The 18803-nt window shown below is 62.5% G+C and carries 17 protein-coding genes; 10 read left to right on the forward strand and 7 right to left on the reverse strand.

Features of this window, described 5'->3' with window-relative positions; all coding sequences use genetic code 11:
* Positions 1-86: 86 nt before the first annotated feature.
* Entirely contained in the window at positions 87-1493 is a 1407-nt protein-coding gene (locus LPA36_RS20695; RefSeq protein WP_228880828.1) for an aminotransferase-like domain-containing protein, read from the forward strand.
* 14 nt (positions 1494-1507) lie between these two features.
* On the opposite strand, the gene LPA36_RS20700 is transcribed toward LPA36_RS20695, so the two are convergent.
* On the reverse strand, positions 1508-2131 hold the full coding sequence (locus LPA36_RS20700) for a LysE family translocator (protein ID WP_228880830.1): 624 nt from the start codon (positions 2129-2131) through the stop codon (positions 1508-1510).
* Between the two features lie 219 nt (positions 2132-2350).
* On the opposite strand from LPA36_RS20700, the gene LPA36_RS20705 reads away from it, so the two are divergent.
* Positions 2351-3256: a lysozyme inhibitor LprI family protein gene (locus tag LPA36_RS20705; RefSeq protein WP_228880832.1), complete on the forward strand. Its 906-nt coding sequence runs from the start codon at positions 2351-2353 to the stop codon at positions 3254-3256.
* 248 nt (positions 3257-3504) lie between these two features.
* On the forward strand, positions 3505-3834 hold the full coding sequence (locus LPA36_RS20710) for a hypothetical protein (protein ID WP_228880834.1): 330 nt from the start codon (positions 3505-3507) through the stop codon (positions 3832-3834).
* A gap of 22 nt (positions 3835-3856) precedes the next feature.
* Here the strand turns inward: LPA36_RS20710 and LPA36_RS20715 are convergent, their stop codons facing one another.
* The gene (locus tag LPA36_RS20715; RefSeq protein ID WP_228880836.1) at positions 3857-4795 is read right to left on the reverse strand and encodes a LysR family transcriptional regulator; all 939 of its coding nucleotides are present in this window, start codon (positions 4793-4795) and stop codon (positions 3857-3859) included.
* 129 nt (positions 4796-4924) lie between these two features.
* Between LPA36_RS20715 and LPA36_RS20720 the strand changes: the two genes are divergently transcribed.
* On the forward strand, positions 4925-5776 hold the full coding sequence (locus LPA36_RS20720; protein ID WP_228880838.1) for a class I SAM-dependent methyltransferase: 852 nt from the start codon (positions 4925-4927) through the stop codon (positions 5774-5776).
* Positions 5776-6606 (forward strand): MFS transporter, encoded by an 831-nt coding sequence (locus LPA36_RS20725; protein ID WP_228880841.1) that lies wholly within the window; start codon positions 5776-5778, stop codon positions 6604-6606. Before LPA36_RS20720 ends, LPA36_RS20725 begins: the two co-directional genes overlap by 1 nt.
* A gap of 76 nt (positions 6607-6682) precedes the next feature.
* Here LPA36_RS20725 and otnI read toward each other — a convergent pair whose 3' ends face one another.
* Positions 6683-7459 (reverse strand): 2-oxo-tetronate isomerase, encoded by a 777-nt coding sequence (gene otnI / locus LPA36_RS20730; protein WP_228880844.1) that lies wholly within the window; start codon positions 7457-7459, stop codon positions 6683-6685.
* Positions 7460-7850: 391 nt separating this feature from the next.
* A complete protein-coding gene (locus tag LPA36_RS20735; RefSeq protein ID WP_228880848.1) occupies positions 7851-8135 on the reverse strand; it encodes a hypothetical protein in 285 nt (94 codons plus the stop codon).
* 98 nt (positions 8136-8233) lie between these two features.
* Here LPA36_RS20735 and cynR point away from each other — a divergent pair, with 98 nt between their 5' ends.
* Both cynR and LPA36_RS20745 read left to right on the forward strand, forming a co-directional pair.
* Positions 8234-9148: a transcriptional regulator CynR gene (gene cynR / locus LPA36_RS20740; protein WP_228880850.1), complete on the forward strand. Its 915-nt coding sequence runs from the start codon at positions 8234-8236 to the stop codon at positions 9146-9148.
* 165 nt (positions 9149-9313) lie between these two features.
* Complete coding sequence (locus LPA36_RS20745) at positions 9314-10165, forward strand: alpha/beta hydrolase (RefSeq protein ID WP_228880853.1); 852 nt, start codon at positions 9314-9316, stop codon at positions 10163-10165.
* 39 nt (positions 10166-10204) lie between these two features.
* Here LPA36_RS20745 and LPA36_RS20750 read toward each other — a convergent pair whose 3' ends face one another.
* Entirely contained in the window at positions 10205-10819 is a 615-nt protein-coding gene (locus tag LPA36_RS20750) for an ABC transporter ATP-binding protein (RefSeq protein WP_228880855.1), read from the reverse strand.
* 210 nt (positions 10820-11029) lie between these two features.
* On the opposite strand from LPA36_RS20750, the gene LPA36_RS20755 reads away from it, so the two are divergent.
* Positions 11030-11566, forward strand: a complete 537-nt coding sequence (locus tag LPA36_RS20755) for a carboxymuconolactone decarboxylase family protein (protein ID WP_228880859.1) — start codon at positions 11030-11032, stop codon at positions 11564-11566.
* 33 nt (positions 11567-11599) lie between these two features.
* On the opposite strand, the gene LPA36_RS20760 is transcribed toward LPA36_RS20755, so the two are convergent.
* Complete coding sequence (locus LPA36_RS20760) at positions 11600-13024, reverse strand: cytochrome P450 (RefSeq protein WP_228880862.1); 1425 nt, start codon at positions 13022-13024, stop codon at positions 11600-11602.
* Between the two features lie 370 nt (positions 13025-13394).
* Between LPA36_RS20760 and LPA36_RS20765 the strand changes: the two genes are divergently transcribed.
* Entirely contained in the window at positions 13395-13805 is a 411-nt protein-coding gene (locus tag LPA36_RS20765) for a phasin family protein (RefSeq protein WP_228880864.1), read from the forward strand.
* An 86-nt stretch (positions 13806-13891) separates the two neighbouring features.
* Here the strand turns inward: LPA36_RS20765 and LPA36_RS20770 are convergent, their stop codons facing one another.
* On the reverse strand, positions 13892-15019 hold the full coding sequence (locus LPA36_RS20770) for a zinc-binding metallopeptidase family protein (RefSeq protein WP_228880866.1): 1128 nt from the start codon (positions 15017-15019) through the stop codon (positions 13892-13894).
* A 295-nt stretch (positions 15020-15314) separates the two neighbouring features.
* Here LPA36_RS20770 and LPA36_RS20775 point away from each other — a divergent pair, with 295 nt between their 5' ends.
* A complete protein-coding gene (locus tag LPA36_RS20775; protein WP_228880868.1) occupies positions 15315-18791 on the forward strand; it encodes a transglutaminase family protein in 3477 nt (1158 codons plus the stop codon).
* Positions 18792-18803 lie beyond the last annotated feature (12 nt).

Below are 18803 nucleotides of genomic sequence, written 5' to 3' on the forward strand. Positions count from 1 at the left end.
GTAACTGTGCTGGTGATTCAGCGCCAACTGTTGTGGCGCGTGCGTGATCCCTTCGTGGTTCTTAAAAGCGCATTACCTTCTTCGTCATGATCGAACTTCAGCTGGAACGTGACCGTCGCAGTGCGTCGACGCTGGTCGAGCAGGTCGTACACGGCTTTGCGTCAGCGATCGAATCGCAGTCGCTGCGCGCTGGCGCGCTGTTGCCCTCGGTGCGGCAGCTGGCGCAGACACAGGGTCTCAGCACGTTCACCGTGACCGAGGCCTATAACCGTCTTGTTTCGATGGGTCTGGTCGTGGCGCGACGCGGCTCCGGCTACCGGGTCGCGACGCTCGACGCGCCACCGGCGCGCAGGAGCGCGAGCGACTGGCAGCCGCCCAGCCTGACTGCGACGTGGCTGCTCTCGGACGTCTACGCAGATCATTCGGTGCCGATCAAGGCGGGCTGCGGCTGGCTGCCGAACGAATGGGTCAACGGCCCGGGGCTTCAGCACGCGCTGCGGGCGATGAGCCGCGTGCCGCCCGGGCGTCTCGCCGACTACGGTCATCCGTATGGATTCGCGCCGCTGCGCGAGCGCGTCGCGGAACAGCTCGACCGGCGCGGTCTGCCCGTCGATCTTTCGAACGTGCTGCTCACGCAGGGCGCCACGCAGGCGCTCGACCTCATCGTGCGCACGTTGTTGCGTCCGGGCGATACCGTGCTGGTCGAAGATCCCGGCTACTGCAACCTGTTGCAGATCCTCAAACTGGCCGGGCTCAACGTGCATGGCGTGCCGCGCACGCCGGCCGGACTCGATACCGACGCGCTCGAACAGCTTGTCGCCGTGCACCGGCCGAAAGCGATGTTCGTGAACACGACGCTGCAAAATCCGACCGGCACGACGCTCGGCATGGCGTCGGCGTTCCGGTTGTTGCAGATCGCCGAACGGCAACGCATGTGGGTGATCGAAGACGACGTCAGCCGCGAGCTTGCGCCGGCCGGCGCGCCGCTGCTGGCCGCGATGGAAGGACTGCACCGCGTGCTGTACGTGAGCGGTTTTTCGAAGACGGTGACGCCGGGGCTACGCTGCGGATATGTCGTCGCGGAGCGCGACGTGCTGCGCGAACTCGCGCGTACGAAGATGGCGGTGGGGCTGACGTCGTCGGAATCGATCGAGCGGATCGTGGACAAGGTATTGCTCGAAGGTCATCACGCGCGGCACGTCGAAACGGTGAACGAGCGATTGAAAACAGCGCACATACAGATCGAGGAGCGCGTCGACGCGGCCGGCCTCGAACTGTTTCACCGGCCGCGCGCGGGGCTCTTTCTCTGGGCGAAGCTTCCGGTCGAACCGGAGCGGGCCGCCGAAATCGCGACGGCCGCGCTGCGCGACGGCATCTGGCTCGCGCCGGGTTCGTATTTTCGTCCCGACGATGCGCCCACCGCATGGTTCCGCTTCAACGTGCCGTATTCAAACGATGATGCGCTGTGGCGGTTTATCGATGGTATCCGCTAGCGGTTTCGCAGTGTTCAGCCGAGCAGATGCAGCACGATCGGATACATCGAAAGCACGAGCAGCGAAGCCATCACGATGTTGAACGCGCGAAGCCAGCGCGGGTTCGACAGGAAACGGCGCAGGCTGGTGCCGAATGCGGCCCACACGCAGATGCAGGGAAATCCGATCGCGCAAAACACCAACGCCATCATCAGAGCGTTGAAGCCGAAATCCGTGCTCAGATGAATGGTGGTTGCCGCCGTCAGCACCATCATCCATGCCTTCGGGTTGATCCACTGGAACGCGATGGCTTCGTAAAAACGCATCGGCCGGCGCTCGCCCTTACGCGCCTGGATTTCGCCCGACGTGCCGATTTTCCATGCGAGATACAGCAGATACACGACGCTCGCCACTTCGAGCGCGGTGTAAAACATCGGAAAGCGGCGAAACGCCTCGCCAAGCCCGAATCCCACGGAAAGCATCAGGAGCGCGACGCCCGCGCTGATCCCAAGCAGGTGCGGCACCGTGCGGCGAAAGCCGAAGTTGACGCCGGACGCCAGCAGCATCGTGTTGTTCGGACCAGGCGTGATGCTGGTGACGAGCGCGAACATGATGCCGGCGGGCAGGGCGCTGAGCGTCAGCAGGATGTCGAGTGGCATGACGGGCTCCGGATTCGGTGACTGTTGATGCAGTCTATCGGAAGCATCCGGTACAGTACCGGTACAGATCGCGAGATGCTACCCGGTACGGCTTGCAGGTGACTGTTTGCGCCGCCGGATCTCAAGCCCTCAACAACGACTGCTTCTGGATTGCAACCGCAGGTCGCAGCGTTCGTGGCAAATTCGAGGCTGTGCTTCCGACGTTCCGAGGAGAAGGGTATGCGCGGCACTGAGCATCCGGCAGCGCAACGCTTGATCGAGCGGCTGATGTCCTGGTTTTGTTTCACTGTGCTGATGTTTCCAGGTGCGGCGCCGGGGATGGACTTCAGGATTTATCACCAACCGCAACTCGACCTGAAAATGATCATCGGGGAAGGGCGGATTCAGGACGGTGACGCAGAGAAGTTTCTGGCGTTCGCCAAAAGGGCTGACCGTGATGCCGAAGGACGCGTCGTCCTGGTATTGAACAGTCCCGGAGGCAATGTGGAGGCAGCTTTCCGGGTCGTCGATGCAATGGATAAAGTACGCGTCTATACAGCGGTGCCGGACAATGCCAGGTGCGCGTCCGCCTGCGCTTCGATCCTGTTCGCTTCCGGCGAGCGCCGAAGTGTTGCTGGCACCGGGCTGCTCGGTTTTCACAGTTGCTACCGGCGCGATGGGCGAACCTACGCCGGGGACTCGCTTTGCAACGAGATCATCGCGGCAAATGCAATGCAGAGAGGCGTAAGCCACGCAGCCATCAATCGATTCGTCAAGCAATACGGTGCGGGAGACATGGCATGGGTCGGGCGCAACGTCGCCTGTCAATCGCTACAGGGGCTATGCAAGCCAGGGTTGCTGGAAACTCAACCCGGGACGAAGGCTGCATTGATGCATAGTTTTGATTGCAGCAAGCTCATCTCCGTTCAGGCGCAGCTTGTATGCGGGGATGCAGAACTTGCCGAACTCGATAAGACACTCGCGAATGTCTATGGTCAACAGATGAAAGTATCGGCCAGCAAGACGCGATTAAAAGAGGATCAACGCGCGTGGCTGCGCAATTCTCGCAACGCGTGTGGCGATAAAGCCTGTCTGGTACGCAGCTACCGGCTCCGTATCGATGAACTGAAGCGGACGCGGTCGTGATCAGGTCGCAAGCGCCTGAATCGAGCACATCCCCGATGCACGGGAAGCAGGCCGTCTCGCAGGGAAGTTACGTGCGTTGACACGCGCGGCGTATGTCGAGATCCCGAGCACGCGCAGACGAAAGCCGCTGCGACGCACATCGTCTGAATGCAGATAAAAGCACGAGGCACAGTGATTGCTGCCCTCATGGTCAAGCAGGCGGCAATCGTCTGCGCCTGTTTTCCAGTCTGATCAAGGAGGGACGGAACATGAGCAAGGCAATCAACACACTTGTCGCGGCTATCGCGGCACTCACGCTGTCGGGCGGCGTCTATGCGCAGACGGCCGCAGGCTCAAACGGCAGCGGGTCGTCGGGCAGCACGGCCAGCCCGGCGAACCAGGTGAACCCGATGAACGGCGCAACGGGCGGCTACGGCACGCCAGGTGATACCCGTTCAGACAGCGGCATGATCAACAGGGCCCCGAACTCGGGCTTGCCGAGTGGCACGAACAGCAATTCGACATCTGGCACCAGCGCTCCCAGGAGCAACAATACGCTGGCCACACCGAGCGTGGTCTCGCCGGCCGCTGGCCACTAACACCTGCTAAAGAGGCCAGTCGTCATCCGGCATCCGGAGCTGCGCCATGGCCCAGTGGTCGGCTCTTTACGTGGTCGATGAAGGCGCGCAGCTTCGGCATGATTTGCCGGCGGTCTGGATAGTAGAGAAACACGCCGGGTATAACCGGCGCGAACGACTCCAGCACGTGGACCAGTTTGCCCTCTCGCAGGCCTTCGGCGACCATCGGCTCAGGGAGTTGGGCGAGGCCTATCCCTTCGACCGCCGCACCCAGCACGGTGGGAAAATCATGCGCGATGAGCGGGCCCGATACGGCAATCTCGAGTGCGTGCCCGTTGTCGTTGAATGACCATGGCGCGAGCGAACCGTTGGATCGCCGTCGTCGCAGGCATGCGTGCTGACGCAGATCGTCCATGCTCTCCGGCCGGTTACGTTGCGCAAAGTAGGTGGGGCTTCCGACGATGACAAGACGAAGCGGAGGCGTCAATGGCACCGCGACCATGTCGGCGTCGACGAACTGACCGAGCCGGATACCGGCGTCAAACCCTTCCGCCGCGAGATCGACCAGTTCCGCGCTTGCGGCGATCTCCACTTCGACCTCGGGATACGCCTCACAGAATGATGCGATGAGGGGTTCGAGGAGGATTGGCACCACCGCGCGCGGCACTGAGAGACGCAACAGTCCGGCGGGCCGCTGGCCGAGTCCGCGTGCTACCTCACTCGCGGCGACAAGCTCCTCGAAGGCGGGTTTTGCTCGCGAAAGAAAGCGTTCGCCAGCTTCGGTCAGGCCGACACTCCGCGTGGTGCGTATGAAAAGCGCTGCGCCAATGCGCGCTTCGAGTACCCGCACCGCCTGGCTGACGGCGGACGGCGTCACGCCGAGTTCTGCGGCTGCCCGGCGAAAACTGCGATGGTGGGCGATGCTCAGGAACACCTCCACGCCATCGAGCGCGCCCTGCCTGACTGTGAAGTTCTGCTTCATAGCCCGTCAACATTGTGATGAATAGTCGCTCGCGAGAGGCCATGGTACACCTGTGCCTGTAGACGAAGCATCGCCCGATGCCGAGTTGCAAGCCCTGAACAATGGGCCAGGACCGTGGAGGAATTTGCAATGACTGATGTACTCGATGACGTGCGGGATCACTATTGCGCGACGGGACTCACCGGGCGGCTGAAGATCGCGCTCACGGTCCTTGGGCCGGAGGATCAGCGGCTCACACCGCAGCAACTGGCTGCACTCGACCAGTTCCACACCCGCGGCGTTGCTGCCACCGCCGAGCTCGCCAGACTGGCCGGCATCACCGCCGGCATGTCGGTGCTGGACGTCGGCTCGGGCGTGGGCGGGCCGGCCCGTTTTCTGGCTGCAACCTGTGGCTGTCGCGTGACGGGTATCGACCTGAGCGAACCGTTCGTGGAGGCCGCGCGTTATCTCACACAACGCACAGGACAAGGCGAACAGGTGTCGTTTCACACCGCCAGTGCGCTGGACCTTCCCTTCGACGACACAGGGTTTGACGTCGTATTGCTGCAGCATGTGGCGATGAACATCGCCGATCGCGCACGACTCTATCGGGAGATCCGGCGTGTGCTGAAGCCGGGCGGCAAGTTTGTGACGTTCGACGTCGTCGCAAACGGCAGCGAGGTGCACTACCCCGTTCCCTGGGCGCGAACCCCGGCCACGAGCTTTCTCCTGACCGCCGACGCAACACGCGACGCGATCGAAACAGCCGGGTTCAGCGCGCTTGCATGGCAGGACGACACCGAGGCCGCGAAGTCCTGGATCACGCAACTGCGTGAGTCGGGTCCGCCGCCCTCACCGAATCCTGGCGTGGTGATGGGGCCGGACTTCGCACAGCTTTCCGCCAACCTGGGCCGAAATCTCCTGGAAGGCCGACTCGGTATTCTCGCTGCGGTATTCGAGGCCGCGCCCACGAAGGGCCGCATTCACATGGAGAGCCGCTGATGAACACCGCCTCCCTTACTGCCGGTATCGTTCCGCCGCGTCCCGCCTGGCGCAGCCTGCTCTGGATTGTCCCGCTGACGGTCCTGTGGATTGGGTTGATCTACTGGCAGCCGGGTATCCCGGCGAGCGGCGTTCCGGTCATGGTCCACCAGTTGACGGTCCACGTGGTTGTCGCGACCGGTTTGTGGCTCGGCCTCGAAAGCGCCGACCTGACGCCAGGCCAGCGCCTTACAACGTGGCTGGCGTTCGTGATCCCGTACACGCTCTGGTTTGCTGTCGCCTGGAGCGCGGCCGTCAATGGCGTCTTTCGCACGAGCACTTCGCCGTTGCCGTTGTTGCCGCTGGCGATCTTCCTGCCGGTGATGATCGGCGCGCCGCTATTGCTGTTGTCGAAGCGGGTGGGGCAGGTGCTCGATGCGATGCCGGCGACCTGGCTGGTCGCGCTTCAGCTTTATCGGGTATTCGGCGGCTGGGCGCTCGCCGCCTGGATGCATGGAAAGTTGCCCGGCGTGTTCGCGTTGCCTGCGGGAACGGGCGACGTGTTGACCGGACTGTTCGCCGTGCCGGCGGCAATCGCCCTGTCGAGCGGCACTGCTCAAGGGCGGAAGGCGGCGATCGCCTGGAACATCTTCGGTCTCGCGGACCTCGCCGTCGCGATTACCCTGGGGATGATCACCTCTCCTGGCCGGTTCCAGCTGATTGTTCCTGGCGTGCCGAGCATCGGCGCCGGCGCTTATCCCGACGTGCTGACGCCTGCTTTCGTGGTGCCAGGCTCGATCCTGCTGCACGCGCTGTCGCTGCGTCAGCTGATCCGAAGGCGCGCGGGCTGATCACCGTCCTGTCCTTCAATGCGCGTGACAACAGTCGACAGGACTGGCGTGCCGTCGAGCGCCTCAGCCCGGGCGGCTACATCCAGTCACGCAGCCAGCCGAGCCCGTCAGAAGTGTTGCCTGCGGGAACGTATTCACAGCCGACCCAGCCCGCGTATTCGAGGCTGTCGAGCAGGCGAAGGATATAGCCGCAGTTGATTTCGCCCGAGTCGGGCTCATGGCGATCCGGCACACTCGCGATCTGGATATGGCCGATGTCCGGCATCATTTCCCTGAGCTTCACGGTCAGGTCGCCTTCCACGATCTGGCAATGATAAAAATCGAACTGGACCTTGAGGTTGGCTGCACCCACTTCCCGGCAAATCTGCCGCGCGTCGTGTTGGCGGTTCAGGAAATAGCCCGGCATGTCGCGCGTATTGATCGGCTCGATCATGACCGTGACGCCGTGCATCGCTGCCTGTGATGCGCCGTACGCGAGGTTCTTCAGATACACGTCGCGATGCTGGCCGGGATCGGCATCGGGGGCGACGATGCCCGCCATCAGATGAATCTGCTTGCAGCCCAGCGCCTGCGCGTAGTCGAGCGCTGTATCGACGCTGCGCCGGAATTCATCCTCGCGACCGGGGAGCGACGCCAGCCCGCGGTCGCCCTTGGCCAGGTCTCCTGGCGGCCCGTTGAACAGCACCTGCTTGAGGCCGCTCGCGTTCAGTCGCGCAGCGAGTTCGGCCGCTGGATAGTCATAGGGAAAGTGGAATTCGACGCCCTTAAAACCGTCGGTCGCGGCGGCGCGAAAGCGGTCGGGAAACGCGTGCTCGCGATACATCATCGTCAGATTGGCTGCAAAGCGTGGCATGGGCATTCCAGGAAGAAAGGCAGTTGTCCGGGTGCAACGACGATCGGGCGCATTGCGAGTGTAGTCGAGGGGCGACGTGGAGAGATCACGGAGCGGGCGTGGAAATGCTCAGGCTGCCTTCATCGCATCGATTCGGTCCATCGTTCGTTTAACCGGAGAGGGAAGTCAACGCCAGCGCGCCCAGTGCGCCAGCCCGCAGGAATGGAGTCCATGACGCCGATCATAACGGCTCGTGGGCGCGGGTACACCGCGGCGGTAGTCGTTCAGGAGAAGTGGGAGCCAACAGAGAGAGTCGCGCTCAGGTGCGCGAACGGGGAAATCGCCGCCTGTGTCGACAAACAAGGCGAGGCAGCGCCGACGCCTTGTACTGCGCCGGTCGATGCGGGTGTGTCTAACGGTTGTGGCGTGCCTGCACCAGCGTATGGCGCCGGTTTGTCCGACGGGAAGCATATCCGTCAGCGCGGATCGAAACGGTCGCCGGGCGCAGTGCCGCAAGGCGCCTGCCTCGTCGGGCTGGCCGCTCGTCTTCATCGCTGTCTTCTTCGCCGAGATATGCGTAACGGCCGTGGCGCGCGGACTGCTCCACCATGTCGTCAGTAAGAAGTTGGGCGATCAGATACGTCGTCATTGCCCCAAAAGACAACGCAGCGATCAAGGCGACGATAAGGAGTTGCATACGAAATCCTGTTGGTTTTGACCATTGTGGTCGCCGGCGCCTATAGAGTCCAAGACCGGTTTAGAATGACCCCAATAAGTAAAACTTATGAGACGCAAGTGATACTCCGCCACATTCGCTATCTGCTCGCGGTCGCCGAACATCGCAATTTCACGCGTGCGGCTGACAGCCTGCATATCTCGCAGCCCGCGCTGTCGCAGCAGATACGTCAAATAGAGGACGAGATTGGCGGGCAGCTTTTTGACCGCAGCGGCCGCGTCGTTCAGTTGACCGACTTCGGTAGCGCCTACATTGAATATGCGCGCCGCGCGTTACTGGATCTCGAAGCGGGCCAGCGTGCCTTGCACGATGTGCGCGACCTGTCGCGCGGGCATCTGCGGCTCGCGTTCACGCCGACGTTCACCGAATACCTGATTGCGCCCGTCATCGATCGTTTTCATGCGACGTATCCGGGCATTACGATCGAGCTGGCAGAAATGGCACTGGAAGCCATCGAAAGCGGTTTGAGCGATGACCGCATCGACCTGGCAATCGGATTTACCGACATCCGCTCGGACGATATCGAATCCGAAGCGTTGTTTCAGGAGCAGATCACGTTGATCGTGAGCAGCGACCATCCACTCGCACAAAAACGCGCGTCCATTACAAGCAGGAAACTTGCGACATTGCCTCTGGCGCTGCTGAGCGGACAGTTCGTGTCGCGCTTTTTTGTCGACAGCTACTTTGAGTCGCAAGGATTCAAACCCAACGTGGCGATGCAGGCGAATTCGATCAGTGCGTTGCTCAAGATCGTGCGCAAAGGCAGCGTCGCGACACTGCTGCCCAGCGCGCTTCAGTATGAGCATCGCGATCTGAACTACGTGACGATCGAGCCGAAGTTTCCGTCGCGAACCGTCGCGCTGCTGCGGCGCAAAGGCGCGTACCAGACGGCGGCTGCCACTGCATTCTCGGCGACGCTCAGGGTTATGCTGGAGACAGGCATGCTGTCGTCGCTAAACGCCGCCGCGCATTGAATGCATTGAGCGTACGCGGACCAGATAGTGGTTCGACGCTAACAGAACCGTATGCTTCATTGAAATTTGGCTGTAAGTCGCCGTTGCTAAAGTCTTCCAAAGCGCTTCGCCGCCGTGTATCGGGCGCCCCTTGCGGACAGGCAGGAAGGACTGGAGCGACATCATATGAATACGGCTCGTGCATTCTGGCTCATTCTGACGCTGCTTCTAACGAATCCGGTCTGGGCGTACCAATCGAGGATTGTCGCGATACCGAGCGCGGCCATGCACAAATCGTTCGATGCGACGGTCGTGCTGCCTGACGCGTACGGGCATGGCACCGATGCCGACCGCTATCCCGTGGTTTATCTGTTGCATGGATCGGGTGGCGACTACACCGACTGGTCCGCCAACACACAGATTGGCCGGCTCGCAGACCGTTATCATGTGATTCTCGTGATGCCGGATGGCGGTCACGAGAGCTGGTATATCGACAGCCCTGCGGATCCACGCAGCCGCTACGAGACGTATGTGGGAACCGAAGTGGTCGCCTACATTGACGCGCATTTCCGCACGATTGCCACGAGACAGGCGCGCGCGATTACCGGGTTGAGCATGGGTGGCTTCGGCGCGTTGCGCATCGCGCTCGACCGGCCTGACGCGTTTGGCGCGGCGGGCAGTATCAGCGGCGCGGTGGATCCGCGTGCGTGCGAAGACGAGCCTGGTATCAACCGCGTGTTCGGCGACCCCGCTCGTCACGCTGCGTTCTGGAACAGCAAGGCGATTGTCGAAAACGCGCGCATTTTCGAAAGAGCCCATATTGCACTGACGATCGATTGCGGCGTCGACGACTCGCTAGTCGCATCGAACCGTACCTTGCACGAACGGCTCGTTGAACTGGGTGTGCCACACGATTATGCGGAACGTCCGGGCGGCCACACGTGGGAATACTGGGCTAACTCGATCCAGTATCAGGTTCTCTTTTTCGCCACTTCATTTCAGCACGACGCCGCGGAGTCGCCGGCAGCGCATGCTTGACGTTTTCGATGCGTGTGCCTTTTTTCGAATGGCGATGATCTATCCAAGGTCCGCGAAGGTGACTGCTTTTGCTTCGCAGGCGCGGGAAAAGTCCGCGTCGTAGCTTGAGAAAAACACCGTGCGGTGATTTGCGAGCGTCCTGAAGAGATCGACCAGCACGGTACGTGCGGAGGCATCCAGTCCGCCGACGGGCTCGTCTGCGATGACGACCTTGACGTTGCCGAGAGCGGCTGCTGTCAGGAACATCTTCTTGCGCGTCCCAAACGACATCTGTTCGAAGCGCTTGTTGAGATGCGGCGTCAGGCCGAAGCGGTCAGCCAGTTCGAGTATGTCGCCTGTCACCGCTGTCTTGCGTATCGAAGCGACGTCGTCCAGATACGCGCGTCCGGTTTGATCCGGATACGTCATGCAGTCTTCGGGTACATACGCGATAGCGGACTTCGCCTCGCGGGGAAAATCGCGCAGGGAGTGACCACCGATCCACACCTCGCCCCTGTCGGCCTGAATCGTTCCAGCGAGGATGCCCAGCAGCGTCGACTTGCCGCTGCCACTTTCATCGTCCAGTGCGACGCATCCTGAACCGGCGCTGAAATTCAGCCCCTGGAAAAGGATGTGCTCATCGTAGCGTTTGCAAAGGTTTTCGAATCGAAGCATGAGTAGCAAGGTTCAAAAGGGGCGACACCGCGCCGGTTTTTTTGCGTTCGGGCGGAATGCCGGGTGAAGTTCAGCCTGCGAGCGGCGTGAGCCGATTGAGCATGAACTTGACGTGTTGGGGCATTAATAAACTCACTTCATCTGCCTAAACTGACTTCCATGCCATACGACATGGCTAGCAGATGAAACCCAACATTCAAGGAGTCAATCATGTCACGTCTTTCCGCCATCAACCCCGCTGAAGCAACCGGCGCCGCCGCCGACGTATTCGCTGCCATCAAGAAGGCCGTCGGCAAGGTACCGAACGTGTACGCCACGATCGGCACGCACAGCCCCGCAGGTCTTGCCGCAATGCTCGGTGTCGACGGCGTCATCTCGGCCGGCAGCCTCGAAAAGGCCGATGTCGAAACCATCAAGCTCGCTGTCAGCGAAGTCGCGGGGTGTGATTACTGTATCGCCGCGCACACACTGATGGGCAAGTTCGCGGGCCTTTCGCAGGAAGCGATGAAGCAGGTCCGCGCCGGCGACGCAACCGGCGACGCGAAGCGCGACGCATTGGTACGCTTCGTTCGCACGCTGGTGAATACGCGCGGCACCGTGCCGGCTGCTGAACTCGACGCTGTGCGCGATGCCGGCTACAGCGAACGCCAGGTCGTCGAAATCCTGCTGGCCGTTGCGTCGATCACGTTCACGAACCTCGTGAACCGCGTGAACGACACGACGGTCGATTTTCCGGCCGTCGCATAACCGGCGTACGCGGGCTTGAGCCGGCGGCAAGCACTAACGCCGCACGGCGAGTTTCACTGGCATCGAACTGGGCACCATCGTAAAGGCGGAGATTTCCTCGATGGTGTCCGGGTCGACTGCGAGATCGACCGTGAAATTCGCCATTAGCATCGACAGCACGAGCCGCATTTCGACGCCTGCCAGATGCCGTCCGGGACACACACGCGGCCCGGCGCCAAACTGCAGATAGGCGCGCATTTCATGTGCGCCATGCGCGGCATCGCGCTGATGCAGCCACCGGTCCGGATCGAACTTCAGCGGCTCGGCAAAATTGTGTGCGTCGAGCATGGCCGGCCGGTTCAGGAAAAAGAGTTTGCTGCCCGCGGGTAACGCTACGTCCTGCAGACACACGTCTTCCAGTGGCTCGAATGAATTGATCGCGGCCACGGGCCTCAGGCGGCTGGCTTCGGTACATACCGCTTCGAAGAGATCGAGCGACTTCAGCAAGCCGTAATCTGGACAGATGGGCGACGCGCCGAGTACCGCGCGCGCTTCGTCGGCCATGCGCTGTTGCAGCGGCTTGTCGCCGGCGAGGTAGAGGAGCGCCCATGCAATCGAATTGGCGGTCGTGTCTTCTCCCGCGAGCAGAAGCGTGAGCACGTTCGCCGCGACCTGGTCGTCGGTGATGCCGGAATCGGGCTGGTCGCGCATTTTCAGCATTGCTTCGAGCAGGTTCCGCGGTGTGTCGGAAGGCTCGTCGCGCATATGGGTGCGCGCGCGTTCCATCATCTGGCGCACATAGCGATGCACTTCGACGAGCGCCCGGTCGACGCGCCGGTCGCGCGGCAACCGGACGTAATGCCAGTAAGGGAAGGGTGCGTTGATGCGCGTCATCAGCATCGGGAAGATCAGCGCGAGATGTTCCTGAATCACGCCGCGGTCTTTTTCGATCGTATGCGGGTCTTCGCCGAACGCGAGGGCGCTGGTCACGTCCACCGTATAGCGCTTAAGGTCTTCCGTCATTTCGATCACGCTGCCGTGCTCCGCAGCGCGCGCCCAGCGCACGCGCAGGCGTTCAGTGATTGCCGCCAGCGTCGGGTAGAACGCCTTGATGTGCGGAATCGACAGGGCCTGCATGATGAGCCGCCGTTGCGGTTCCCACGCGGCGCCCTCGGCGGAAAAGAGGCCGTTGCAGCCGATTTCTTCCAGCACCGATTCGAGCGTCGAATATCGGCGATAGCGGTGTGGACGCTCGCGCATGATGCTCTGGCAAAGCTCGGTATCGGTCCAGACAGTAACGGGCGTTCCTGCTATCTGGAACCTGTACGGCGTGCCGAACGTTTCGGCCCAGCGCTCCAGGATCAGGTGAAGCTTTTCGGGCACCAGCTGGTGCAGATTGCCAATCAACGGCAGACCTTTCGGGCAAGGCAGATCGGCAACCTGCCGCATGCGGGTCGCATGACTTGTCGCTGCATTCATTGTGTGGCCCTCTCATGGCGGCGCCTGAGTATCGGGCGCGTCACGCCAGATACAGAGAATAGAACATCGGGCCGCAATTGCCGATATGCCGCCGGATCGCCGGCCGCCGGATCGCCAGCCGCCGGATCGCCGGCCGCCGGAACACCGCATGCCTGTGCGCGGCAGAACGTACGCTGGCGCAATGCAGACAGAAAGCGCATGATCCAGGGACGCGGCCCCGACATGTCCCCGTTACCCGTTATCTTGCAGGTACCGGCGGTGTCGAAGTGGCGCGCCATGTCATGTCAAAGGTCGGCCGCCCTGCGTGGGCGGGTTGCTTGAGTGCCCACGCACCGGCTGTATGTTCACACGTCCCGGGAGGGGATCCAGCATGGAAAAATTCGACGCCGCCAATCCGTTTGGCGAATTCACCAAAATGCTTGAGCAGTTCAAGCTGCCCGGCTTCGACGTGCCCGCCATCATGGAAGCGCGCCGCAAGGATGTCGAGGCACTCGTCACGGCCAACCAGACAGCGTTTCAGGGCATGCAGTCGCTTGCGCAGAAGCAGGGCGAAATGCTGCGTACCACGCTGACCGAACTGCAGGCGCTGGCTTCCACGGGCGGCGCTGCTTCGCCGCAGGCGGCTGAGCTTGTGCAGCAGACGCTCCATAAGGCGCTCGCGAACATGCAGCAGCTCGCGCAGGCCGCGTATCAGTCGCAGGCCGAGTCGTATGCGGTCATCCAGAAGCGCGTTGAGGAAAACGTCGAGGAACTCCGGACGTTGATGCAGCAGAAGAAGTAAACGCGCGCATTCGCCTTCGCGCAGGTCACACAGGAAGAGGCCGCGACAGTCCGACTGTCGCGGCCTTTTTCGTCTACGTGGATCGCTTAAGGCGCGTCCTGAGCGGTGTCTGCCGGCGTGTCTGAAGCAGTTGCTGGTTCGCCGCGCGCAGCATCCCTGATCACGGGCGATGCGATCACACGATGCACGAAGCGCAGTTTGTCGATGACGGGCGTCGCGAGCGTAAACGGATAGCCGTCCGCCACGCCCACGCTGCGGTTCAGGCTGTTCAGCACATTCGTCAGCGGAAACCAGCGCTTCATCAGGTTATCGAAGCTCGCGTCCTCGACGGGCGTGGCGTCGGTGAGCGTGGGCTCGTCGGGGCTGTCGGGCAGGAGCGCGAGGCCGTAAGACGCGGCCGTGTCCAGCGCATCGACGATCAGCAGATAGTGCGCCCACGTCTCGGACCAGTCCTCCCACGGATGCATCGTGGCGTATGCGCTGATATACGCGCTGCCCCAGTCTGCGGGCGGCCCGTTCTGATAGTACGCGTCGAGCGCTTCGCCGTAATCGGCGCGCTCGTCGCCGAACAGCGCGCGATACGGTTCGACCCAGCGCGTGCCTTCGATCAGACGGTCGAAGAAGTAATGTCCGCTTTCGTGCCGGAAATGCCCGAGCAGCGTCCGGTACGGCTCGCCCATGGCGCTGCGCACGCGTTCGCGATGGGCGTCGTCGGCTTCGGCGATATTCAGCGTGATGAGCCCGTTGTCGTGCCCCGTCATGACCTGCGCGCCGTCGCCGCCGTCTTCGAGGAACTCGAACGCGAGACCGTGTTCGGGATCGTCTTGCCGCGACTGGACCGCAAGTCCGAGCGACGCCAGCGTATACAGCAGCCGTCTCTTGGCGGTCTCAAGCCGGAACCAGTACAGCCTGTTGTCCGGCGCGCTCAGGTTGGGAATCGTGCGGGTCAGCTGGCAGGCGGCACACAGCGTGTCGGGCGAATCGGCCGGAATCATCCAGTTGCAGACTTTCTCGACTGCGAAGTTGTGACACTGGCGGTATAAGGCGCCTTCGGCGCGCGGATGCAGGCTGCGCCACTCGCCTTCGCCTGCGTCCTCGAAAGCGCTGATTTCGGAGAGCCCGGGCACGTAACCGAGCAACGCGCTGCAGCGTTCACACAGCACGTTCTCAAAGAAGACGAACTGTGAGCACCGGTTGCAATGGAAGGTTTTCATATCTCAACAGCTAAATAGTGGAAGACGGAAGCGGATTGCCGTTACGCCGGGAAGCGTCACTCGACGCAATCTCCGTGCCGCTTGTGTCGCCGAACATTTCTTTCTCACGCATTATGTGCATGATGGGGCATGAGCGCTGCGCCGCTTTGGTGCGTAAAGCGGAATTGCACCGGTCGTATTGTCCGGAACCGTCCGGATCAGCCGTCCCGCCTTGATCGGCGCGACGGGAAGGTCTCACTACAAACGGCATGAAGCTTGCTTTTTGCGGCTGCCATCCTTTGCGCAGGAGTCCGGTGTGTCTATACGTGTCGCGTTGACCCATGTCACACATTACCGTTACGACCGTCCGGTCGCGCTTTCGCCGCAGGTCGTGCGCCTGCGGCCGGCGCCGCACTGCCGGACGCCCATCCTGTCGTATTCAATGCGCGTCGAGCCAGAAGAGCATTTCACGAACTGGCAGCAGGACGCGTTCGCCAACTATCAGGCCCGGCTGGTATTTCCAGAGAAAACGCGCGAGTTCAAGATCACGGTCGATCTCGTCGCGGAAATGGCCGTCTATAACCCGTTCGATTTCTTCCTCGAACCTTCCGCTGAGAAGTTTCCCTTCGAATACGAACCGGGCCTCGCGCTCGAACTGGCGCCGTATCGCGTCAAGCGCGCGCCGACGCCGCGTTTCGCGGAATTCGTTGCGAGCATCGACCGCACGCCGCGCGTGACGGCAGATTTCCTTGTCGAGCTGAACCAGCGTCTGCAGCGCGACATCCGCTATCTGATCCGCATGGAGCCGGGTGTCCAGACGCCGGAAGAAACGCTCGTCAACGCGTCGGGCTCGTGTCGCGATTCCGGCTGGCTGCTGGTGGAGACGCTGCGCCAACTGGGGCTCGCCGCGCGCTTCGTGTCCGGTTACCTGCTGCAGCTCGCGCCGGATACGAAAGCACTCGAAGGGCCGAGCGGCACGGAAGTCGACTTCACCGACCTGCACGCGTGGTGCGAAGTCTTCCTGCCGGGGGCCGGCTGGATCGGGCTCGATCCGACCTCCGGGCTGTTCGCGGGCGAAGGCCATATTCCGGTGGCATGTACGCCAGAGCCGGGAAGCGCCGCGCCGATCTCGGGCGCGGTCGACAAATCGGAAGTCGAGTTCGAGCACACGATGTCGATCCAGCGCGTGCTGGAAACACCCCGCGTCACAAAACCCTATACGGAAGAAGTGTGGTCCGACGTGCTGGAAATGGGCGCGCAGGTCGACCGCCAGCTCGCCGACATGGACGTGCGTCTGACGATGGGTGGCGAGCCGACCTTCGTCGCCGTGCGCGATCTCGACGCCGCCGAATGGAACACCGACGCGCTCGGCCCGACCAAGCGCAGTTACGCGGTCGCGCTGATGGACAAACTGCGCACGCGTTACGGCGCAAACGGCTTTCTGCATATCGGGCAGGGCAAGTGGTATCCGGGCGAACAGTTGCCGCGCTGGGCGATGTCGCTCTACTGGCGGGCGGACGGCGAGCCGTGCTGGCACGATCCGTCGCTCTTCGCGGATGAGCGCGACCCGGGTCGCTACACCGCGGAAGACGCGCAGCGTTTCATCCATCATCTTGCCGGCAAGCTCTCGATCGACACGAAGACGATCCAGCCGGGGTACGAAGACACCTGGTATTACCTGTGGCGAGAGCGCCGTCTGCCTGTCAACGTCGATCCGTTCGAATCGAAACTCGACGACGAACTTGAACGTGTACGTCTACGTCGTGTGTTCGACGAGGGGTTGTCGAGTGTGACCGGCTATGTCATGCCGCTCGCACGCACGAGCCACACGCCGATGAACGGACCGAAGTGGGTAAGCGGTCCGTGGTTCTTCCGCGACCAGCGCATGTATCTGATCCCCGGGGATTCGCCGATGGGCTATCGCCTGCCGCTGGAATCGCTGCCGTGGGTTTCGTCGACCGATTACCCGTGGCAACACACGCACGATCCGTTTGCGCCGCCCGCGCCGCTGCGCCCGGCGGCGCAGTTGCGGATGCAGTACGACGCGAGCGCGACGTTCAGGCCAGTCACACCGGCCGTGGCCGCCGCGTTCGGCGCGGATAGCGGCGTTTCGCAGGGTAGCGGGCCCGCGGCTCAGGGCGACGGCGACTCGGCCGCCTGGGCCCGCGACGCGGAGCGCATGCCGGAGCGTGGAGAATCCGCGAGCTGGATTGCGCGCACGGCACTGTGCGTCGAGGCGCGTGATCCGGCGCGCGCAGCCGGGCCGAAAGTGGAAGCGGAAAAGTTCGGCAGCGGCAAAAAGCTGCTGCACGTTTTCATGCCGCCGCTTACGGCGCTCGACGACTATCTGGACCTGCTCGCCGCAGTCGAGGCCACGGCGGACGAGCTGCAGATGAAGGTGATCATCGAAGGCTATCCGCCGCCGCGCGACGCACGTCTGAAGATGCTGCAGGTGACACCCGATCCGGGCGTGATCGAAGTAAACATCCATCCGGCGTCGAACTGGGATCAGCTGGTCGATCACACCGAATACCTGTATCAGTCCGCGCACGAAACGTGGCTGTCGACCGAGAAATTCATGCTCGACGGCCGTCATACGGGCACCGGCGGTGGCAATCATTTCGTGCTGGGCGGCGCGACGCCCGCTGACAGCCCGTTCCTGCGTCGCCCCGACCTGCTCGCGAGCCTGATCGCGTACTGGCACAACCATCCGTCGCTCTCGTACCTGTTTTCGGGCCTCTTTATCGGGCCGACAAGCCAGGCGCCGCGCGTCGACGAAGCACGCAACGACCAGGTGTACGAGCTGGAACTCGCGTTTCTGGAGCTGCAACGCCAGATCGACCGGCTCGGCGGGCGTGACGGCTGGCAATTGCCTTCGTGGCTCGTCGACCGTGCGCTGCGCAACATCCTGATCGACGTGACCGGCAACACGCACCGCGCCGAGTTCTGCATCGACAAGCTGTATTCGCCCGATGGCCCGACAGGGCGCCTCGGCCTGCTGGAGCTGCGCGGCTTCGAAATGCCGCCGCACGCGCGCATGAGCCTCGTGCAGCAACTGCTGTTGCGCTCGCTCGTCGCGCGCTTCTGGGACAAGCCGTACACGACACGCCTGACGCGCTGGGGCACCGAACTGCACGACCGTTTTCTGCTCGGCACCTTCGTGCAGATGGATTTCGACGACGTGATCGCCGATCTCAATGCGGCTGGCTTCGCCTTCGATACGACGTGGTTCGCGCCGCATTTCGAGTTCCGCTTTCCGCTGGTGGGCGAAATCACGACGAGCGGCATTTCCCTGACGATTCGCAGCGCGCTGGAGCCGTGGCACGTGATGGGCGAAGAAGGGTCGCCTGGCGGCACCGTGCGTTACGTCGATTCGTCGGTGGAACGGATCGAGGTGCGCGCGCTCGGGCTCAACGAAAATCGTCACGTCATTACCGTGAACGGCGTGCCTTTGCCGATGCAGCCGACCGGCCGCGTCAGCGAACAGGTGGCCGGCGTGCGTTATCGCGCGTGGTCGCAGCCGTCGGCGCTGCATCCGACGATCGGCGTCGATGCGCCGCTCACGTTCGACATCGTCGATACGTGGACGGGGCGCTCGATTGGCGGTTGCCAGTATCATGTCGCTCATCCGGGTGGACGCAATTACCAGACGTTCCCGGTGAACGCGTACGAAGCCGAGAGCCGGCGGCGCGCGCGCTTCTTTACGATCGGCCACACGCCAGGGCCGCTTTCGGTCGAAGCGCCGCAGCGCAGCCTGGAATTTCCCTTCACGCTGGATCTACGCTACTGGTGACCTGAAAAACAA

This window comes from Paraburkholderia saeva, assembly GCF_907164555.1.
Lineage (GTDB): Bacteria > Pseudomonadota > Gammaproteobacteria > Burkholderiales > Burkholderiaceae > Paraburkholderia > Paraburkholderia saeva.